The sequence below is a fragment of the Mesorhizobium sp. M1334 genome, assembly GCF_040317995.1.
GTDB lineage: Bacteria > Pseudomonadota > Alphaproteobacteria > Rhizobiales > Rhizobiaceae > Mesorhizobium.
Genome location: NZ_JAMYLM010000007.1, coordinates 16,953 through 34,381 on the forward strand (window position 1 = coordinate 16,953; position 17,429 = coordinate 34,381).

A 17,429-nucleotide genomic window follows, 5' to 3' on the forward strand; every position below is an offset into this window, starting at 1 on the left:
AAAGGAATTGCGATGGTGGACAGCAAGAATTCGCTCGACGTTCTTGTCGCCGGCGCCGGCTATGTCGGCCTGGCCGCCGCCGTATCGCTGAAGCAGGCGCGGCCGAGCCTTGCCGTTGCCGTCGCCGATGCAGCACCCGCCGGGGTCTGGCGGAAGGACGGCCGCGCCTCGGCGATTGCCGCCGCCGCGTGCCGCATGCTCGACCAGCTCGGCGTCTGGAACGAGATCGCGCCGGAGGCGCAGGCGATCACCGAAATGATCGTCACTGATTCGCGCACATCCGATCCGGTCCGCCCGGTGTTCCTCACTTTCGATGGCGAGGTCGCGCCCGGCGAACCCTTCGCGCATATGGTCGCCAACAAGGATTTGAACGGCGCCTTGCGCCGGCGCGCCGAACAACTCGGCGTCGGCATCATCGAAGGCGTCGCCGTCAGCGCCTTCGACATCAACGGCGCCGGCATCACCGTGCATCTTGCCGACGGCGCGACGCTGAAGGCGCGGCTGCTGGTCGCCGCCGACGGCGTCAACTCGAAGCTGCGCGACATGGCCGGCATCAAGACGGTGAAATGGGAGTATGGCCAGTCCGGCATCGTCTGCACGGTGGCGCATGAGCGGCCGCACAACGGCCGCGCCGAAGAGCATTTCCTTCCCGCAGGCCCGTTTGCCACGCTGCCGCTCAAGCCGGGCAAGGACGGCACCAACCGCTCGTCGATCGTCTGGGTCGAACGGTCGCACGATGCCGACAAGCTGGTCAGTGGCGACACCCTGGTCCTGGAATATGAGCTCGAGCAGCGCTTTGGCCTGAAACTCGGCGAAATCCATATCGCCGACAAGCCGCGTGCCTGGCCGCTTGGGCTGATCATTGCGCGCGCCTTCGTCGCGCCGCGCATCGCCTTGGCCGGCGACGCCGCCCACGGCATCCACCCGATCGCCGGCCAGGGTCTGAATCTCGGCTTCAAGGACGTGGCGGCGCTAGCCGAAGTGGTGGTCGAGGCCGACCGGCTCGGCCAGGACATCGGCGCGCTGGACGTGCTTGAGCGCTACCAGCAATGGCGGCGTTTCGACACGGTGCAGATGGGCATCACCACCGATGTGCTGAACCGGCTGTTTTCCAACGATTTCGGCCCGCTGCGCACTTTGCGCGACATCGGCCTCGGCCTTGTCGAGCGCATGCCGCGGCTGAAGGGGTTCTTCATCCGCCAGGCGTCGGGTCTGTCCGGCGACACGCCGAAACTGTTGAAGGGCGAGGCGATCTAGGCCCGGCAAGCGCGCGCGTTTTACTGGCGTTCGGTCAGTTGACCTCAAAGCCTAGCTTCTGGCGCAGCCGGAGCATGCGCTGGTCGGGAATCGGCAGGTTTTGTCCACCAGCTTCCGCCGCACGGCTGACCATTCGCAGCAGATCGTTCCTTTCAGCTGCGTCGAGCCGTTCGCGCAGGAACGGTGCCAGCTTGTCGATGACGACCGTGGCGTCGTCGATTTGCGATGCCGCCCATTTGGCGTAGATCACGGCTTCATCGGTCTGCTTTTTGTCGGCGATCTCCGAGATCACCGATCGAATGGCGGCTTCGCGTTGCGGCAGCACAGGACCATGCTCGGAAACAATCGCGGTGATCAGCGTCGCGGCGGCGACGACCGGATCGTCGATCGCCGTCAGCGGCGAGAGCGCCGCCTGCGTGCGCAGCTTCTTGCGGCGAATATTGCCCTGGACGCGGCCAACGACGTCGGCAACCTCACGCGCCGCGTCGTTCATGATCTTCAGCCGGTACCACCAGAACGCCGCTGCCCCCAGCAGGCCGATTGCAGCAATCAATATATGCATACCCCAAGATCCCCAATCTCGGGCGACGATAGAAGAAGTATTGCTTCGCTTCAACACGCAAAAGTTGCATCGATCGAAGAAAACGAAAGCCTGCGCCAGTCATCGGCCGCCATCACTTTGCCAAGGATCCTATCGGGACATCCCTACGACCCCGGTACGTTGTAGATCGCCCGCACCTCGATCGTGCCGATTTCGGCCAGCGGGATTCCGCCGGCGATCTCCAGCGCCTCGTCGAGATCCCCGGCCTCGATCATGACGAAACCGAGCAACTGCTCCTTGGTCTCGGCGAAGGGGCCGTCAGTGACCAGCCGCTTGCCCTGGCGCCGGCGCACGGTCTTCGATGTCTTCACCGATTGCAGCGCCTGCGCGATGATCAGGCGGCCGCTTTGCGCCACCGACCTGTCATAGGCCAGCGAATCGGCGTCGAGCTTGGCCAGCCTCGCAGGCGTCATTGCGTAGAGATCTTTTTCTTCACCATAGACCAGGCAAACGTATCTCATCTTTACCTCCATTCCTGGGTTGGACCGTAGGGCGAGGCGACGGACACGTCAGCTGGGCCTTTGGCCGCTGCATAGTCGAGAAAGGACACCGTAATGCCGATGATGGCAATCGCCGCAAGCAGTCGGCCGAAGCCGGAAGGCCGCAGGCGCGACCAGTCGGCTTGTTGTTCACCGGCCATGTGGCTGGTGCTTGTCCAGTGAGCAGAAAACAGATTGTTCATATGGTCCTCCATCCGGCCACCAATTCCATGGCCGCCCGCAGGACGGCCGGGACAGATGGAAGTCGACATTTTTGCATGCGTATTTTTTCGAATTTTTTTCGCTCGAACATGGTGTGTCACGCTGCCGCCGATACGAAAGCGTGGGTGGCCTTCGCTCCGGCGCGCGCTATAGTCGACCGGACGCCGACTACGGGCTCAATCACGACAATCAAGGAGGAATTGATGGACCGCACCGCCAACGCCGTTTGGAAAGGCAGTTTCAAGGAAGGCAAAGGCACGCTCGATACCCAGAGCGGGACGCTGAAAGGCACGCCCTATTCTGCCAAGATGCGTTTCGAGAACGAGAGCGGCAAATCCGGCACCAACCCGGAAGAGCTGATCGCCGCCGCCCATGCCGGCTGCTTTGCCATGCAACTTTCGCATCTTCTTGCCGAGAACGGCACTCCGGCTACCGAGCTCGACGCCAAGGCCGTGGTGACACTGGTCCCCGGCACCGGCATCACCGGCAGCGCGATCACGCTGGTCGGCAAGGTACCGGGCATCGATGCCGCCAAATTCCAGGAACTAGCCGAAAAAGCCAAGGGCGGATGCCCGGTTTCGAAGGCGCTCGGCGCCATCAAGGTATCGCTCGACGCCAGACTCGGCTGACGGGCGAGGTTCGGGGCAATCGGTTCAGACAGATGGACCCAATTGACTTGGGACGCCAATTGTTAAGGCCGGCGCTGCCCCTCACCTTGAGGGGCTGTCCGCCAACGTCTCGAAAATCCTTATCGCCCATCGCCGGTCAGCGCATCGAGGCGGGCGCGCAATGCCGCGACCTCCTCCTCGAGGGCCTGCACGCGCGTCTCCAGATCCGAGGCCGGCGAGGACGATTGCAGGGGCGCTGCTGCAGTCGACAGCTGCACCGGCCCGCTGAGCAGATGGACATAGCGATCCTCGCGCTGGCCGGGGCCGCGATCGTTCTGCTGCACCAGCGGCGGCCTTCGGCCGATCAGCAGATCGAGATTGCCGCGAAGCTCGTCGATCGACGGCAACCGCGCCAGGCGCTCGCTTCGCGCCAGCAATTCATAGGCCGTCTGCGGGCCGCGCAGCAACAACAGGCCGAGCAGCGCGATCTGCGCCGAGGTCAGGGAAAAGCGCTGTGCCACGACATGCTCATAGCGCTCGACGCGCGACGCGAACACCTGCCTGACGAGGCCCTTCTGCTCGAGCTGGCCAAGCGCCCGTCTGACCTCGGCAAGCTCGACCGACATTACCGGCTCGCGCGCCGTTTTCTGGTTGGCCGCCGCATGTGCTGCATTGAGCGTCAGCGGATAGACGTCCGGCGTCAGTTCCTTCTTCTCGATCAGGCAGCCGAGGACGCGCGCTTCGATGGGAGAGAGGATGGGAAGGTCGGAGTCGGTCATTGGATCGGCTATCCTTCTGAGGCCGGAGGGACAGCACCCCCCTCTGTCCTGCCGGACATCTCCCCCGCAAGGGGGGAGATCGGCAGCTTCAACGCTGTGCGTCCATTCTTGCAATGGTGGAGATTAGCGAAAGCCAAGATGACGGCCAATCTCCCCCCTTGCGGGGGAGATGTCCGGCAGGACAGAGGGGGCGCGAAGGATCGCTACGGACAACACGATCGGCAAAGCCGCCAGCCCCCTTATACCCGTCGCTCCACCATCATCTTCTTGATCTCGGCGATCGCCTTGGCCGGGTTGAGCCCCTTGGGGCAGGTCTGGGCGCAGTTCATGATGGTGTGGCAGCGATAGAGCCGGAACGGGTCTTCGAGATTGTCGAGCCGCTCGCCCGTCGCCTCGTCCCTGGAATCGATCAGCCAGCGATAGGCCTGCAGCAGCGTCGCCGGGCCGAGATAGCGATCGCCGTTCCACCAGTAGCTCGGGCAGGAGGTCGAGCAGCAGGCGCACAATATGCACTCGTACAGCCCGTCGAGCTTTTCGCGGTCCTCGTGGCTTTGCAGCCATTCCTTGGCCGGCTCGGGCGACACCGTCTTCAGCCACGGCTCGATCGAGGCGTGTTGGGCGTAGAAATTGGTGAGGTCGGGCACGAGGTCCTTGACCACTTGCATGTGCGGCAGCGGATAGACCTTGACCGCGCCGGAAATGTCGTCGCAGCCCTTGGTGCAGGCCAGCGTGTTCGACCCGTCGATGTTCATGGCGCAAGAGCCGCAAATGCCTTCGCGGCAGGAGCGGCGCAGCGTCAGCGTCGGGTCGATCTTGTTCTTGATCCAGAGCAGCGCGTCGAGCACCATCGGCCCGCAATCGTCCATGTCGACGAAATACGTATCCATGCGCGGGTTCTCGTCATCGTCCGGCGACCAGCGGTAGATGCGGTATTCGCGCAGATTGGTGGCACCCTCCGGCTTCGGCCAGGTTTTTCCGGCCATGATCTTCGAGTTTTTCGGAAGCGTCAGTTCGACCATTACCTCAGGTCCTTTCGGATGACGAGCTTCAGCCCGGACCAGATCTCGTTCACGGCGGCGACCTTGACGTCGACGAGGTCGAGCTTCAGCGCCTCTGTGCGGATAACGTCCTCGGTGACGTCGGTCGGCACTTTCGATGCCTTTTTTGGCCAAGAGACCCAGACCATGCCGTCCCGCTTGATCGCTGCTTCGATGTCGCCAAGACGGTCCTCGATCTCGACACGCTGCCGGGTGAAAGCATGCACGGCATCGTATTTGTCATGAACGCCCGAAATCGCCGACCAGTCAGCCAGCCGGTCGAGCTCGGCAAAGTCCACGGCTTCGGCAAGGTCGTCCAGCTCGGCCGGCAAGGCGACGAAGGCGGCAATCATCCCGTCCTTCAGGCCGAGCTTGGCTGGAAGGGGCATGCCGGAATATCCCGCAACCGCCAGCGCCATCGTCAATACACTCTCGCCTTCGGCGCAATCTTGGCCGGATTGATGCCGCCGTCTGCCTCCTTGAGCAGCGTCTCGGTGTGCACCGGCCGGTAGCTGAGCGCCACCTCGCCGGCCTCGTTGAGCCGGGCCAGCGTGTGCTTGCGCCAGTTGGCGTCGTCGCGGGCCGAAAAGTCCTCCCGCGCGTGCGCGCCGCGGCTTTCCTTGCGCGCCTCGGCGCCGTAGACGGTGGTGATGGCGTTGGCCATCAGATTTTCCAGCTCCAGCGTCTCGACCAGGTCGGAGTTCCAGATCATCGAGCGGTCAAACACCTTGACGTCCTTGAGCTCGCCCCAGAGCTGCGAAATGCGCCTGCAGCCGCTTTCCAGCGATTCCTGGGTGCGGAACACCGCCGCGTCCTCCTGCATCGCCTTCTGCATCTTTTCGCGCAAAACCGCTGTCGGCGTCGAGCCGTTGGCGTGACGCAGCCGGTCGAAGCGGTCCATGATCTTTTCGACGGCGGCCTCGTTGGGCGGAGGGATCGCCGATGTCCGGTCGATCACCTGGCCGGCCCGGATCGCCGCCGCACGGCCGAACACCACCAGATCGATCAGCGAGTTCGAGCCCAGCCGGTTGGCGCCGTGCACCGAGGCGCAGCCGGCTTCGCCGACCGCCATCAGCCCGGGCGACACCTGGTCCGGATTCGACGCCGTCGGGTTCAGCACCTCACCCCAGTAATTGGTCGGCACGCCACCCATATTGTAATGGACCGTCGGCAGCACCGGGATCGGCTCCTTGGTCAGGTCGACGCCGGCAAAGATCTTTGCCGATTCCGAAATACCCGGGAGCCTCTCGTGCAGAACGGCCGGGTCGAGATGGTCGAGATGCAGGAAGATATGATCCTTCTTCGGGCCGACGCCGCGGCCCTCCCTGATCTCCAGCGTCATACAGCGCGAGACCACGTCGCGCGAAGCCAGATCCTTGGCTGACGGCGCGTAGCGTTCCATGAAGCGCTCGCCCTCGGAATTGACGAGATAGCCGCCCTCGCCGCGCGCGCCCTCGGTGATCAGGCAGCCGGCGCCGTAGATGCCGGTCGGGTGGAACTGCACGAACTCCATGTCCTGCAGCGGCAGCCCTGCGCGTGCGGCCATGCCGCCGCCATCGCCGGTGCAGGTATGCGCGGAGGTGGCCGAGAAATAGGCGCGACCATAGCCGCCGGTCGCCAGCACCACCATTTTCGCCGAAAAGCGGTGGATGGTGCCGTCGTCGAGGTTCCAGGCGACGACGCCGGTGCAGGTGCCGTCCGGCTCCATGATCAGGTCGAGCGCGAAATACTCGATGAAGAACTGCGCATTGTGCTTCAGCGACTGGCCGTAGAGCGTGTGCAGCATGGCGTGGCCGGTGCGGTCGGCGGCCGCGCAGGTGCGCTGCACCGGCGGCCCCTCGCCGAAATTCATCATCATGCCGCCGAACGGCCGCTGGTAGATTTTCCCGTCCTCGGTGCGGCTGAAGGGGACGCCGTAATGCTCGAGCTCGTAGACCGCAGCCGGCGCTTCGCGCACCATGTATTCCTGCGCGTCGGTGTCGCCCAGCCAATCCGAGCCTTTGACGGTGTCGAAGAGATGCCACTGCCAGTTGTCGGGACCCATATTGGCGAGCGAGGCGGCAATGCCGCCCTGCGCCGCAACCGTATGCGAGCGCGTCGGGAACACCTTGGTGATGCAGGCGGTGCGCAGGCCCTGCTCGGCCATGCCGAGCGTGGCCCGCAGGCCGGCGCCGCCGGCGCCGACGACCACGACGTCGAATTTGTGGTCGACATAGCTATAGGCGGAAGCCGTGTTGGCGTTCTTCGCGTCCTTGGCCAAAACTCAGCCTCCAAATGCCAGTTTAAGCAGGGCGAAGACCGAAGCGACGCCGACGACTACGGGAAAGAATGTGTTGAGGGCGAGCAGCGCCAGCCTGGCGCCTTCGCCATGCACATAGTCTTCGATGATTGCCTGCATGCCGAGCCGCATGTGGTAGAGCACCGACAGCAGGACCAGCGCCAGCACCAGTGCCACGAATGGATTGGCAAGTGCGGCGCGCACCTCGATATAGCTGGCACCGTTGAGTGCGATCAGGAAACCCACGAAGAACAGGACCAGCGGGATGTTGGAGATCGCCGTCAGCCGCTGGCGCCAGAAATGGCCGGTGCCCTCGCGGGCGGAACCGAGGCCGCGGACCTTGGCCAGCGGCGTACGCATGTCGGTGTTTTTGCCGCTCATGTCAGGCTCCCCCGCGCCATGTAGCCGGCGATCCAGATCAGCAGCGTCAGCGTGACCGAGCCGGCCAGCGTCGCCCAGGCGATCCTCGACGCCGTATGCTTTTCCAGCCCTGCCCCAGTGTCCCAGATCAGATGGCGCACACCGCCCAGCATGTGGTGCATCAGCGCCCAGCTGTAGCCGAACAGCACCAGCCGTCCCAGCCACGAGCCGAAGGCCCAGTTGACGGCATTGAAGGTCGCCTCCGAACTCGCCGCCGCCATCAGCCACAGCGCGACCAGCAGCGTGCCGAAATAGAGCGCCCCGCCGGTGATGCGGTGGACGATCGACATCGTCATGGTGATCGGCGGCCGATAGACGGTCAGGTGCGGCGAAAGCGGCCGTTCACGTCTGGCAAATTCGCGGGTGGCTGGTGATTTGCTCATGGCTCCCCCAGTTCGGCGTCTCTGGAGCCTCAGGTGGGAATGCGGCATTGCCGCTTCCGGTTGCGACTTCGGACAGCCGGTTTCTAATGCTCTTTTTGCACCGCGTCAAAGCCGGAAAACCGTTTCGAAAACGTAATTTAGTCTGATGAAAGTGGCGTTTTCAGCTTCAATCGATTAGGACTATCGCCTTGAGCCGGCACAATGTCGCTGCACTGCAAAATATGGCTGCCACAAAGGGGCGGATCAGCGCTTGCAGGCCAGCGGTGAGGCACCGCCCTTCATCACCAGCGCGTCACGCCCGTCGATCACGATTGCGTCATGCGCCTCGCCGTAACGGCTGGTCTGATTGGCCGGTGAAGCCGGCAGCTCGGCACTGGTGCCGTCCTGGCCGAGCACGCGCACCGACGTGCCCAGGTTCTCGATGGCCATCACGCTACCGTCGGCGCAGTTGTAAGTAGCAATGCGCGGCTGCGGTGCCGTCGGTTCGCTGGCGGCGGGAGCAAGCGACACGGAAGCGGCGGCCGTATTGCCGAGCTTGGGCGCGCTGGTCTGTGGCGCGCAGGCGGCGGCCGCCAGTAGCGGCGGAATGGCCAGCGCCACCCGAAACCTGCGGTGTAATCTCATGCTGCTTTCCCCCGCGCATCGAGCCCGCAGCGATGCTCCGGAAGCCCCGGATTTCATGCTTTTTGAGTCGCGCCCGATGCCGGCGATGGTGGGAACAAGGCATGGCCGAATGATGGCCGGCGGGCGACCGAGTATTAACCATGTTTTCCAGGACCTCGCCCCGACTGCGGTTGCTCTCTTAACAAAGGTTAATAAAAGGTTAATTTCTGATTCGAGGAGGCTTGCCTCTCAGCAATGGAGCAGCACGCCATGCATTCGAATTCAGCAGGATCGCGCCTTCCCTGGTTCCTATTGGCGGCGCTCGCCGTCGGCGTCGTCGCACCGGCATTCGCCGGGACGCGCCATCATGACCGCGTCTATGCCGATTCCTTCGGCAATCTGGTCATCGAAAGCGCCGCCGGCTACAAGCGTATCCTCGTCGGCGAAGGCAAGCTGGCCAAGGAATTGTCCGACTACACCGGCGCCGGCCAGCCCGACGTGATCTACGAAAACGAATCGGACAATGTCCGCGGCGGCGACTGCTACAGGCCGCCGGTTTTCGTCAAGGGCCGCAGCTATATGTACGGCCTCTCCGACGGCGAGATGCCGGAGCTCAGCCCCTGCCGCTGACGGCCACGCCGCCCTTGGTTGACGGCGCCGGCAGGGCAACAGCCGGCCCCACCGAGACACGCACGCAATCGCGGCCGCTGCCCTTCGCCTGATAGAGCGCTTTGTCGGCGCGCCGCAGCAGGTCGGAAAAGCTTTCGCCCGGACCAAGCTCTGCAACGCCGAAGCTGGCGCTGCAGCGGTGATTCGCGGGCAGGCAGTCGATCGGCGTGGAACCGAAGGAGCTGCGCGTGCCCTCGGCAAAGAGCCGGGCGGCGGCTAGATTGGTCCCCGGCAGGAAAATAGCGAATTCCTCGCCGCCGATGCGCCCGGCGACATGATGGTCGGCCGCGGCATCGCGGAGAAAACCGGCAAAGGCCTCGATGACCCGATCGCCCGACGCGTGACCGTAAGTATCGTTGATGCGCTTGAAATGGTCGAGATCGGCAATGACCAGCGCCGCTGGAACGGCGCGCCGCATGGCGTCGCGCAGTGCGATCTCGGCATGGCGCTCGAAGCCGCCACGGTTGAGCAGCCGCGAAAGCGTGTCGGTTTCCGATTTCGACGTCGCCTCGGCGAGCACGTCGCGGACCAGGATAGCCAATGTCACCAGCGCCAGCGCCAGGCCGAACACGGTGCCGATAGACTGCGACACCAACGCATAGCTGGTCTGCGCATAAGATTGCGGGTTGGCACCCCAGCCCCCAAGCGCATGGGCGATGAAGGGTTTGCTGGCGAATTGCAAGGTGCTGGCCGCCAGGACAGCCATCAGCATATAGTCGAGCCGCTCGTGTCTTTGCCTGGACGACAGGACGATCGCCAGCCCGGTGAATTGCATGGCCGCATAGGGAAGCTGGTAGGCCGCCATTCGCACAAAGGATTGGCGTGGCAGGTCCTGGACGAAGTAGACCGCGAGGGTGGCGAAGACCAGGAAGAACAGCATCGGCGCCCAAGGCGGCGAAACGCGGTATTTATGGGCAAGCCCGCCATTGATGGCGATGGTAGCAGCAAGGAAAGCGGCAAAGGCGGCGACAACTACGGGGCGCGCATTGTCGAAGGCAGGAATGCTGAACTCGATCGCGAAATAAGCCATGCCGAGCACATAGCCGAACGCCAGCCAGCGCGCCGACACCCGGCCGGCGTCATAGACCGCGATCGTCATGAAGGCCGCCGCCAACAGCCCGGCAACGAACAGGTTGATCAGCAGGATGAAATTAGCGCTGCCCATGGCGTTTTCGCACTCCCCCCGGAACAGCAGATCACCAACGCGCGAAAAAGACGTTAATTCGAAGCCGCTGATGCTCAGCCAGCACTGGTCCGATTGGGAAGGACGACCGTTTCAGGCCGCTGATAGGACAGGCACACGCTGTCGCGGCCATTCCTCTTGGCTTTGTAGAGCGCTTCGTCGGCGCGGCGCATCAGCGGGTCCAGCCCTTCGTCGCTGGTGCGGGCGGCCACGCCGAAGCTCGCGGTCACTCTTGTCTCGGGCGGAAGCCCGTCGATTCGGCCCGCCGAATAGAGCGTGCGAACGGTTTCGGCATACAGTCTTGCCGCGCCAAGGTCGCTGAGCGGCAACAGCACGGCGAACTCTTCGCCGCCGATGCGGCCGGCAACGCCGCGCGTACCTACAGCCGACAGAAGCTTGGCGGCGAAATCGACGATGACGCGATCGCCGGCCGCGTGGCCATGCTGATCGTTGAGTGCCTTGAAATGATCGAGATCGGCCAGCACCAGCGTAACCGCCGATCGGGCCGTGGCACAGTGCTGCAGCACCAGCGTGGCGCGCTCCTCGAAGCCGCGGCGATTGAGCAGGCCCGACAGCGGGTCTGTCAGGGTTTCGGTCTTCAGGGCCTTCATCACATCGAGCGCGGCGGCGCCGAACAGGCAAAGTGCAATAAGCAGCGACAGCAATGCATGCGACAGCAGCGCCGTCGTCCAATAGGACGAGGTGTAAAGCCCTTCATAGCTGGTGAACGGCCCATGCGCGATGACGACGGCAAGGGTCCGCGCCAGGAAGTTCATGCCGGAAAGCAGCGACAGCACGAACAGGACCATTTCTGTCGGGCCGTTGTTGCGCACCGCGCGCAACTCGGCGGCAACAACCAGGCTGATGCCCCCGAAGCTGAAATTGATGGCAAGGATGCGCCAGGTGAGATCCGGCCGGGCAAAAAGAAACCACGAGAACGCGGCCAGTCCGCCGCAGGCCAGAATGCCGACCGCCGTGTAAGGCACGCGCCGCCCATAGCGCGCAATGACCGCGCCGGCGAGACAGCAAGTGGCAAAGGTGAAGCACAGGATCGAGATGAGCTTGGTGGGCGCCATACCGACAGGCAGCGTGAAATACTGGAGCAGGAAGCCTGCGGCCGAGGCCGAGTAGCCCGCCGCCAGTACGGCCAGATAGGGACGGTGACGCTGATAGAACCACAGCACGAGAAATGCAGTGCCGAGTGTGAGGGCGATGCCTGGATTGAGCAGCGCTATGAGCAGGCCGGTGTCCAAGCGCTGTAATTTCCCCTCGCTTCCCTCAGGAGACGTTAGAGCGGAAGCCCAAACAAGCGGTTAAGCGAAAGCGAATATACGACAGGTGCGTCGACGCAGCCGCTGGGCGGAACCGCGAACGGCGAGCGGCGTTTCACGACGGCAACCAGGAGACGCTCCGATGGCCGACACGATCATGCTGACCGATCACGATGCAATTCGCTCATGGGCGGCGGCGCGCGCCGGCTTTCCGGCGATCGTCGACGTGTCGCCCGAAGCCGGAACGCAGCCCATGCTGAGGCTGGTCTTCGGCCAGCATGCCTATCAGGACCAGGATGAGCCCGAACGTCCGGTCAATGCCGGCGGCTATGAACTGGTCGAATGGGATGAATGGTTCAAACTCTTCGACGAGCGCCAACTGGCGCTGATCGTTGCAAAGGACCAACCCGGCCGACGTGAGGGATTTCACGAATTCGTCAGGCGGCCCGGCTGAAGAATGCCCGAACCGCATTGCGGCTCGGGCACTCTCCGACTGGGCGCGCCCTGCGCTATTTCCACTCGCGGATGTCGACGAAATGGCCGGCAATTGCCGCCGCCGCCGCCATTGCCGGCGACACCAGATGGGTGCGGCCCTTGAAGCCTTGGCGCCCTTCAAAATTGCGGTTCGAGGTCGAGGCGCAGCGCTCATGCGGCTTCAGCCGGTCGTCGTTCATGGCAAGGCACATTGAGCAGCCCGGCTCGCGCCAGTCGAAGCCGGCCGCGACAAAGATCTTGTCGAGGCCTTCGGCCTCGGCCTGTTCCTTGACCAGGCCGGAGCCCGGCACGATCATCGCGCTGACCCGTGGATTGACCTTCTTGCCTTCGATCACCTTGGCGGCGGCGCGCAGATCCTCGATGCGGCCATTGGTACAGGAGCCGATGAAGACGCGGTCAAGTTCGATATCGGTGATCTTGGTGCCCGGTGTCAGGCCCATATAGTCGAGTGCACGCTGCTTGGACGTGCGCTTGTTCTCGTCGGTGATGTCGTCCGGGTTCGGCACGATGCCTTGCACCGAGACCACGTCCTCGGGCGAGGAGCCCCAGGAGACGATCGGCGGCAGCTTTGCCGCGTCGAGCACGACGACCTTGTCGAAATGCGCGCCTTCGTCGGACTGCAGCGTCTTCCAATAGGCGAGCGCGGCATCCCAGGCTTCGCCCTTGGGGGCGCGCGGCTTGTCCTTGACATAGGCGAAGGTGGTCTCGTCCGGCGCGATCAGGCCGGCGCGCGCGCCGGCTTCGATCGACATGTTGCAGATCGTCATGCGGCCTTCCATCGACAGCGCACGGATTGCCTCGCCGGCATATTCGATGACATAGCCGGTGCCGCCGGCTGTGCCGATCTCGCCGATGATGGCGAGGATGATGTCCTTGGCGGTGACGCCTTCCGGCAGTGCGCCGTCGACGCGCACCAGCATGTTCTTGGCCTTGCGCTGGATCAGCGTCTGCGTCGCCAGCACATGCTCGACTTCCGAGGTGCCGATGCCGTGCGCCAGCGCCCCGAACGCGCCATGCGTCGAGGTATGGCTGTCGCCGCAGACGATGGTCATGCCGGGCAGCGTGAAGCCCTGCTCGGGACCGATGATGTGGACGATGCCCTGGCGGATATCCTTCTCGGAATAATATTCGATACCGAAATCCTTGGCGTTTTTGGCCAGCGCTTCGACCTGGATGCGGCTTTCCTCGTTCTTGATGCCGAACTTTCGCTCCGGCGAAGTCGACACGTTGTGGTCGACGACAGCCAGCGTCTTTTCCGGATGCCGAACCTTGCGGCCGGTCATGCGCAGGCCTTCGAAAGCCTGCGGGCTGGTGACTTCGTGGACGAGGTGGCGGTCGATATAGAGCAGGCAGGTGCCGTCGTCCTGGCGGTCGACGACATGGTCGTCGAAAATCTTGTCGTAGAGGGTGCGCGGTGCGCTCATGTGCGTAAATCCGTCGATTTAAAAAGGGAAAAGGGACGCCGGTCGGCCGGCGAAACAGCCTGGCGAGTCCGCCCTAGCGAAGTCGGCTGGTCAGCGCCCCGCAGACGCGCGCGGAAAATCGCGACGGCAGGCGTTTCCTGTCCTGCAGCACGAAACCTTTATAGGCCGGATCGCCAAAAAGCTCTTCCATGGCGCTGCTCATATCAATGTTTTGGCTTTTCAGCAATCGCGTCTGCCTTCGCAGGCGCTTCACAGCACCTCGAACACGAAGGTTTTCACCAGCGCGTCGGGCTCGGCGATCGCGTAGCAGCGGAACCATGGGCTCTCCTCGACCGGCCGCCATTTTTTCGCCTGCTCCAGTTCGCCAAACACGGCCTTGAACCCGCTGCTTTCAAACACCTGGTCACGGACCGTAAAGATGGCGTGGCCGCCCTTCCGGGTGATGCGCACCAGCTCACGCAGGCCCGACGCCGGCGCGTGGCTGATGGTGAACACGCCGGTCGAGAAAAAGGCACGGAAATAGCCGTCCGGCCAGGGCAATGGCCCGCCGAGCATCGCCTGTTTCAGCTCGCTGTAGGCCTGCCGGCCGCCGGCGATTTTCAGCATGTCATGCGACAGGTCGAGGCCGGCAACGTCGTGGTAGCCGAGCGCCTTGAGCGACGGCCCCGACAGGCCGGTGCCGCAGCCGGCGTCGAGCAGCGGTCCTTCGCCCGGCGGCACGTAGCGCGCCACCCAGGCGGTGATCAGGAACGGCAGGAGATAGCCGAGCGCCGCGGTTTCGCCATCATAGGTCGCGGCCCATTGCGCATAGGCCTTGGCGAGCGCCTCAGGCGTGTCGGCCGTGTAGACCGCTTCAAGCGCCGCATTGGCCTCGTCGATGATCATGGGTCCTCTCCGGTCGCGTCGGCTCGATGGTAGCGCCGTTTTTGCCCGCCTTCTATTCCCCATGCTGGTGGCGCAGCCGCTTCTCCAGCGCCCGCATGGCCAGCGACAGGCCGACGGTCAGGATGAGATAGATATAGGCGACGATCGAATAGGTTTCGAAGAAGCGGAACGAGCCGGCGGCGTAGATCTTGCCCATCTGGGTGATGTCGGCGACGCCGAGCACCGAGACCAGCGAGGAATCCTTGACCATGGCGACGAAATCATTGCCGAGCGGCGGCAGGATGGTGCGGATCGCCTGCGGAAAGACGACCAGCCGGAAGCGCTGCGTGCGCGTCAGCCCGAGCGCCTTCGCCGCCTCGATCTGGCCTTTCTCGACCGCCTGGATGCCGGCGCGGAACACCTCCGAGATGAAGGCGGAATAGCCGATGGTCAGCGCCATGACGGCGCGCCATAAAAGCGAGACGTCGCGTACCAGCAGCTCACCGAAAAGGCCGGCGCTTTGCAACGGCGCCGTCAGCGCGTTCCACGCCGCGACGAAGGCCGGCGCGCCGGCAAAGGCGATCCAGAACAACAGCACCAGCATCGGTACGCCGCGGATGATCTCGACGTAGAAGCGGGCGATCTGGCTGAGCCAGCGTGAGCCTGACAGGCCCATCAGCGCGACGCCGAGCCCGATCGCGCAAGCCAGCGCGAAGGCGACCACGGTGACGAAGATGGTGACGCCGATGCCCTTGGCGACGGTTACGAAGACCTGGGCATAGAGGTCGCTGGCAACGATGAAGACGGCGGCGGCCAAGGCGATCGCCACAGCCACGGCAAGCCACCACGGGAAGTCGGATTTGGCCGAGGCGAGAGGCGGCGACGGCATCAAGCAATACCGGTTATAGAGTCGCCCAGAGTCAGCACGCACTCCCGCGCATCACCCGGCACCCGCGACAAAAGTCCTACTGCCCCATCTTGTAGTCGAGGAACCACTTCTTGTTGAGCGCGTCGAGCGTGCCGTCGGCCTTGAGCGCGGCGATCGCCGCGTTGACCGGCTTCACCAGGTCGGAGCCCTTGGGGAAGATGAAGCCGAAATCCTCGGTGCCGAGCGGCCCGCCGATCAGCTTCAGCCCGCCATTGGACGCATCGACATAGCCCTTGCCGGCAGTGCCGTCGGTGAGCACGACATCGACGTCGCCCGCCTTCAGCGCCTGCACCGTCGCGCCGAATGTCTCGAACAGCTTTATGCGCGGGTTCTGCTCATTGCCGTCGAGCACGCTGTAGACGGCGGTGTAGAACGGCGTGGTGCCGGCCTGCGCACCGATCAGCCCGTCCTTGAAGGCAGCGAACGTCTTGGCATCGGTGAAGCGTTTCTCGTCGCCGCGCACCAGCATGAACTGTTCCGAGCGCATATAGGGATCGGAGAAATCGACCTTCTGCTTGCGGTCGTCCTTGATGGTGATGCCGGTCATGCCGATGTTGTATTGGTTGTCGGAAACCGCCTGGATCATCGCGTCCCACGAGGTGTTCTGGTACTCGACCTTGAAGTTCAGCCGTTTGGCGATCTCGTTCATCGCGTCATATTCCCAACCGATCTGCTTACCGGTCTTGGCATCGATAAACTGCAGCGGCGGATAGGCGTTTTCGGTCACCACCACCACTTTCCTGCCGCCAAGATCGGGCAGCGCCTGCGCCAGGGCCGCGATGGGCACGAGAAGGCAAGCCAGCAGGCCGGCCAGCAGCAGTTTCGATTTGGTCATGACACGCTCCCCAAGAACTGAACCGCCTCGATCGACCGAGGCATGCAGGAAATCCGGCGCCGACTTTAGCTTTCCGCAGGCGCCTTGCAAGCCGCTCCGATGCGCCGCTCTGCACGAAAATGAGTTTCCGATGCTTTCAATGGCGGCATTACCGAACGATCCGTATCGATTGAGGACCGGCAAAATCGAATCCACCTCGCGAAACAAAAAGGCGGCCGAAGCCGCCTTTCCGAAACCATGGGTTTTGAAGACGCCTTATTCGGCGGCAGCTGCTTCCGCGGCCTTGGCGGCCTCGTCGGCGGCCTTCTTTTCGGCGGCGTCCTGCGCGGCCTTCTCGGCGGCCAGCGCCTGGGCGGCGGCCACTTTCTCGGCCTCGATGCGCGCCTTCTCGGCGTTCAGCGCATCACGCTCTTCATCGTTGAGCTTGCGGGCGCGCACGCCGGTGTTTTCCGAAATACGGGCCGACTTGCCGCGACGGTCACGCAGATAGTACAGCTTGGCGCGACGCACCTTGCCACGACGCACGATCTCGACGCCCTCGACCATCGGCGAATAGACCGGGAACACACGCTCCACGCCTTCGCCGTAGGAGATCTTGCGGACGGTGAAATTTTCCTGGAAGCCGGCACCGGCGCGGGCGATGACGACGCCCTCATAGGCCTGGACGCGGGTGCGGGTGCCTTCGGTCACGCGGACCTGAACGCGCACGGTATCGCCGGGCTGGAATTCGGGAAGCTTGCGCTTGGCTTCGATCTTGGCGGCCTGCTCGGCCTCGAGCTGACGGAGGATGTCCATCTCAATAATCCACTTCTTGTTCTTCCGACAGTCAGAGCGTCCGACACTCGCCTTGCAGTCGCATCGACCGCTCGGCTATGCCCTTCGTTCGAGAACTTCTGTTCGAGAACATCGGGCAGGGGCGACTACACCGTCACTGTTGACGGGTCCGGGAGAATTTTCTTCCGGTTCGGCGCGCACATACAGCTATTTCGGCGCTTTGTCACGCCTTCGCCGTTTCTTTTTTGGCACTGCTTCTTTTTGGCTGGCGCCGCTGTGGCAGTCCCGTGATCGCTTGTGGTCCAGGGGGTTGCGCCCG

At 63.7% G+C, this 17,429-nt stretch carries 21 protein-coding genes; 4 read left to right on the top strand and 17 right to left on the bottom strand.

The genetic code is table 11. From position 1 onward, the window contains the following. Positions 1-12: 12 nt before the first annotated feature. Positions 13-1,257 carry a ubiquinone biosynthesis hydroxylase gene (locus tag NKH17_RS15000; RefSeq protein ID WP_352901949.1) on the top strand — a complete coding sequence of 415 codons (1,245 nt, stop codon included), beginning with the start codon at positions 13-15 and terminating at the stop codon, positions 1,255-1,257. Positions 1,258-1,291: 34 nt separating this feature from the next. Here the strand turns inward: NKH17_RS15000 and NKH17_RS15005 are convergent, their stop codons facing one another. The 3 genes from NKH17_RS15005 to NKH17_RS15015 all read right to left on the bottom strand — a co-directional run bounded on the left by NKH17_RS15005 (position 1,292) and on the right by NKH17_RS15015 (position 2,540). Next, positions 1,292-1,819: a hypothetical protein gene (locus NKH17_RS15005; protein WP_352691681.1), complete on the bottom strand. Its 528-nt coding sequence runs from the start codon at positions 1,817-1,819 to the stop codon at positions 1,292-1,294. A gap of 143 nt (positions 1,820-1,962) precedes the next feature. Then, entirely contained in the window at positions 1,963-2,319 is a 357-nt protein-coding gene (locus tag NKH17_RS15010; protein ID WP_352479974.1) for a YciI family protein, read from the bottom strand. Positions 2,320-2,321: 2 nt separating this feature from the next. Then, complete coding sequence (locus NKH17_RS15015; protein ID WP_352738329.1) at positions 2,322-2,540, bottom strand: hypothetical protein; 219 nt, start codon at positions 2,538-2,540, stop codon at positions 2,322-2,324. 222 nt (positions 2,541-2,762) lie between these two features. Between NKH17_RS15015 and NKH17_RS15020 the strand changes: the two genes are divergently transcribed. Continuing rightward, on the top strand, positions 2,763-3,188 hold the full coding sequence (locus tag NKH17_RS15020) for an OsmC family protein (RefSeq protein ID WP_352901920.1): 426 nt from the start codon (positions 2,763-2,765) through the stop codon (positions 3,186-3,188). A 119-nt stretch (positions 3,189-3,307) separates the two neighbouring features. Here the strand turns inward: NKH17_RS15020 and NKH17_RS15025 are convergent, their stop codons facing one another. The 7 genes from NKH17_RS15025 to NKH17_RS15055 form a co-directional block, all read right to left on the bottom strand. Beyond that, complete coding sequence (locus NKH17_RS15025; RefSeq protein WP_352901923.1) at positions 3,308-3,946, bottom strand: YceH family protein; 639 nt, start codon at positions 3,944-3,946, stop codon at positions 3,308-3,310. Between the two features lie 239 nt (positions 3,947-4,185). Beyond that, complete coding sequence (locus NKH17_RS15030; protein ID WP_352802133.1) at positions 4,186-4,965, bottom strand: succinate dehydrogenase iron-sulfur subunit; 780 nt, start codon at positions 4,963-4,965, stop codon at positions 4,186-4,188. Then, positions 4,965-5,402 (bottom strand): DUF3052 domain-containing protein, encoded by a 438-nt coding sequence (locus NKH17_RS15035; RefSeq protein ID WP_352901951.1) that lies wholly within the window; start codon positions 5,400-5,402, stop codon positions 4,965-4,967. The genes NKH17_RS15030 and NKH17_RS15035 overlap by 1 nt, the downstream gene beginning before the upstream one ends. 2 nt (positions 5,403-5,404) lie before the next feature. Continuing rightward, entirely contained in the window at positions 5,405-7,243 is a 1,839-nt protein-coding gene (sdhA, locus tag NKH17_RS15040; protein WP_352901926.1) for a succinate dehydrogenase flavoprotein subunit, read from the bottom strand. A 3-nt stretch (positions 7,244-7,246) separates the two neighbouring features. After that, positions 7,247-7,642 (bottom strand): succinate dehydrogenase, hydrophobic membrane anchor protein, encoded by a 396-nt coding sequence (gene sdhD / locus NKH17_RS15045; protein ID WP_352508952.1) that lies wholly within the window; start codon positions 7,640-7,642, stop codon positions 7,247-7,249. After that, entirely contained in the window at positions 7,639-8,064 is a 426-nt protein-coding gene (sdhC, locus tag NKH17_RS15050) for a succinate dehydrogenase, cytochrome b556 subunit (protein WP_352479640.1), read from the bottom strand. Before sdhC ends, sdhD begins: the two co-directional genes overlap by 4 nt. Before the next feature lie 243 nt (positions 8,065-8,307). Beyond that, a complete protein-coding gene (locus NKH17_RS15055) occupies positions 8,308-8,688 on the bottom strand; it encodes a hypothetical protein (protein ID WP_352901932.1) in 381 nt (126 codons plus the stop codon). Positions 8,689-8,937: 249 nt separating this feature from the next. Here NKH17_RS15055 and NKH17_RS15060 point away from each other — a divergent pair, with 249 nt between their 5' ends. Beyond that, a complete protein-coding gene (locus NKH17_RS15060; RefSeq protein WP_352901935.1) occupies positions 8,938-9,297 on the top strand; it encodes a hypothetical protein in 360 nt (119 codons plus the stop codon). Here NKH17_RS15060 and NKH17_RS15065 read toward each other — a convergent pair. Beyond that, complete coding sequence (locus NKH17_RS15065) at positions 9,281-10,501, bottom strand: GGDEF domain-containing protein (RefSeq protein ID WP_352901937.1); 1,221 nt, start codon at positions 10,499-10,501, stop codon at positions 9,281-9,283. The two genes, NKH17_RS15060 and NKH17_RS15065, sit on opposite strands and share 17 nt — an antisense overlap. Before the next feature lie 74 nt (positions 10,502-10,575). Beyond that, positions 10,576-11,772, bottom strand: coding sequence for a GGDEF domain-containing protein (locus NKH17_RS15070; protein ID WP_352901940.1), 1,197 nt, complete (start codon positions 11,770-11,772; stop codon positions 10,576-10,578). 160 nt (positions 11,773-11,932) lie between these two features. Between NKH17_RS15070 and NKH17_RS15075 the strand changes: the two genes are divergently transcribed. After that, the gene (locus tag NKH17_RS15075; protein ID WP_352479645.1) at positions 11,933-12,244 is read left to right on the top strand and encodes a hypothetical protein; all 312 of its coding nucleotides are present in this window, start codon (positions 11,933-11,935) and stop codon (positions 12,242-12,244) included. Positions 12,245-12,299: 55 nt separating this feature from the next. Here NKH17_RS15075 and leuC read toward each other — a convergent pair whose 3' ends face one another. From leuC to rplS, 5 genes are all read right to left on the bottom strand, one after another. Next, the gene (leuC, locus tag NKH17_RS15080; RefSeq protein WP_023722709.1) at positions 12,300-13,709 is read right to left on the bottom strand and encodes a 3-isopropylmalate dehydratase large subunit; all 1,410 of its coding nucleotides are present in this window, start codon (positions 13,707-13,709) and stop codon (positions 12,300-12,302) included. Positions 13,710-13,958: 249 nt separating this feature from the next. After that, a complete protein-coding gene (locus NKH17_RS15085) occupies positions 13,959-14,594 on the bottom strand; it encodes a class I SAM-dependent DNA methyltransferase (RefSeq protein WP_352479647.1) in 636 nt (211 codons plus the stop codon). Positions 14,595-14,646: 52 nt separating this feature from the next. Next, positions 14,647-15,462: an amino acid ABC transporter permease gene (locus NKH17_RS15090; protein ID WP_352479648.1), complete on the bottom strand. Its 816-nt coding sequence runs from the start codon at positions 15,460-15,462 to the stop codon at positions 14,647-14,649. Between the two features lie 76 nt (positions 15,463-15,538). Continuing rightward, the gene (locus NKH17_RS15095) at positions 15,539-16,336 is read right to left on the bottom strand and encodes a transporter substrate-binding domain-containing protein (protein ID WP_254817834.1); all 798 of its coding nucleotides are present in this window, start codon (positions 16,334-16,336) and stop codon (positions 15,539-15,541) included. A 255-nt stretch (positions 16,337-16,591) separates the two neighbouring features. After that, positions 16,592-17,131 (bottom strand): 50S ribosomal protein L19, encoded by a 540-nt coding sequence (gene rplS, locus NKH17_RS15100; protein ID WP_254817835.1) that lies wholly within the window; start codon positions 17,129-17,131, stop codon positions 16,592-16,594. Between the last annotated feature and the right edge of the window lie 298 nt (positions 17,132-17,429).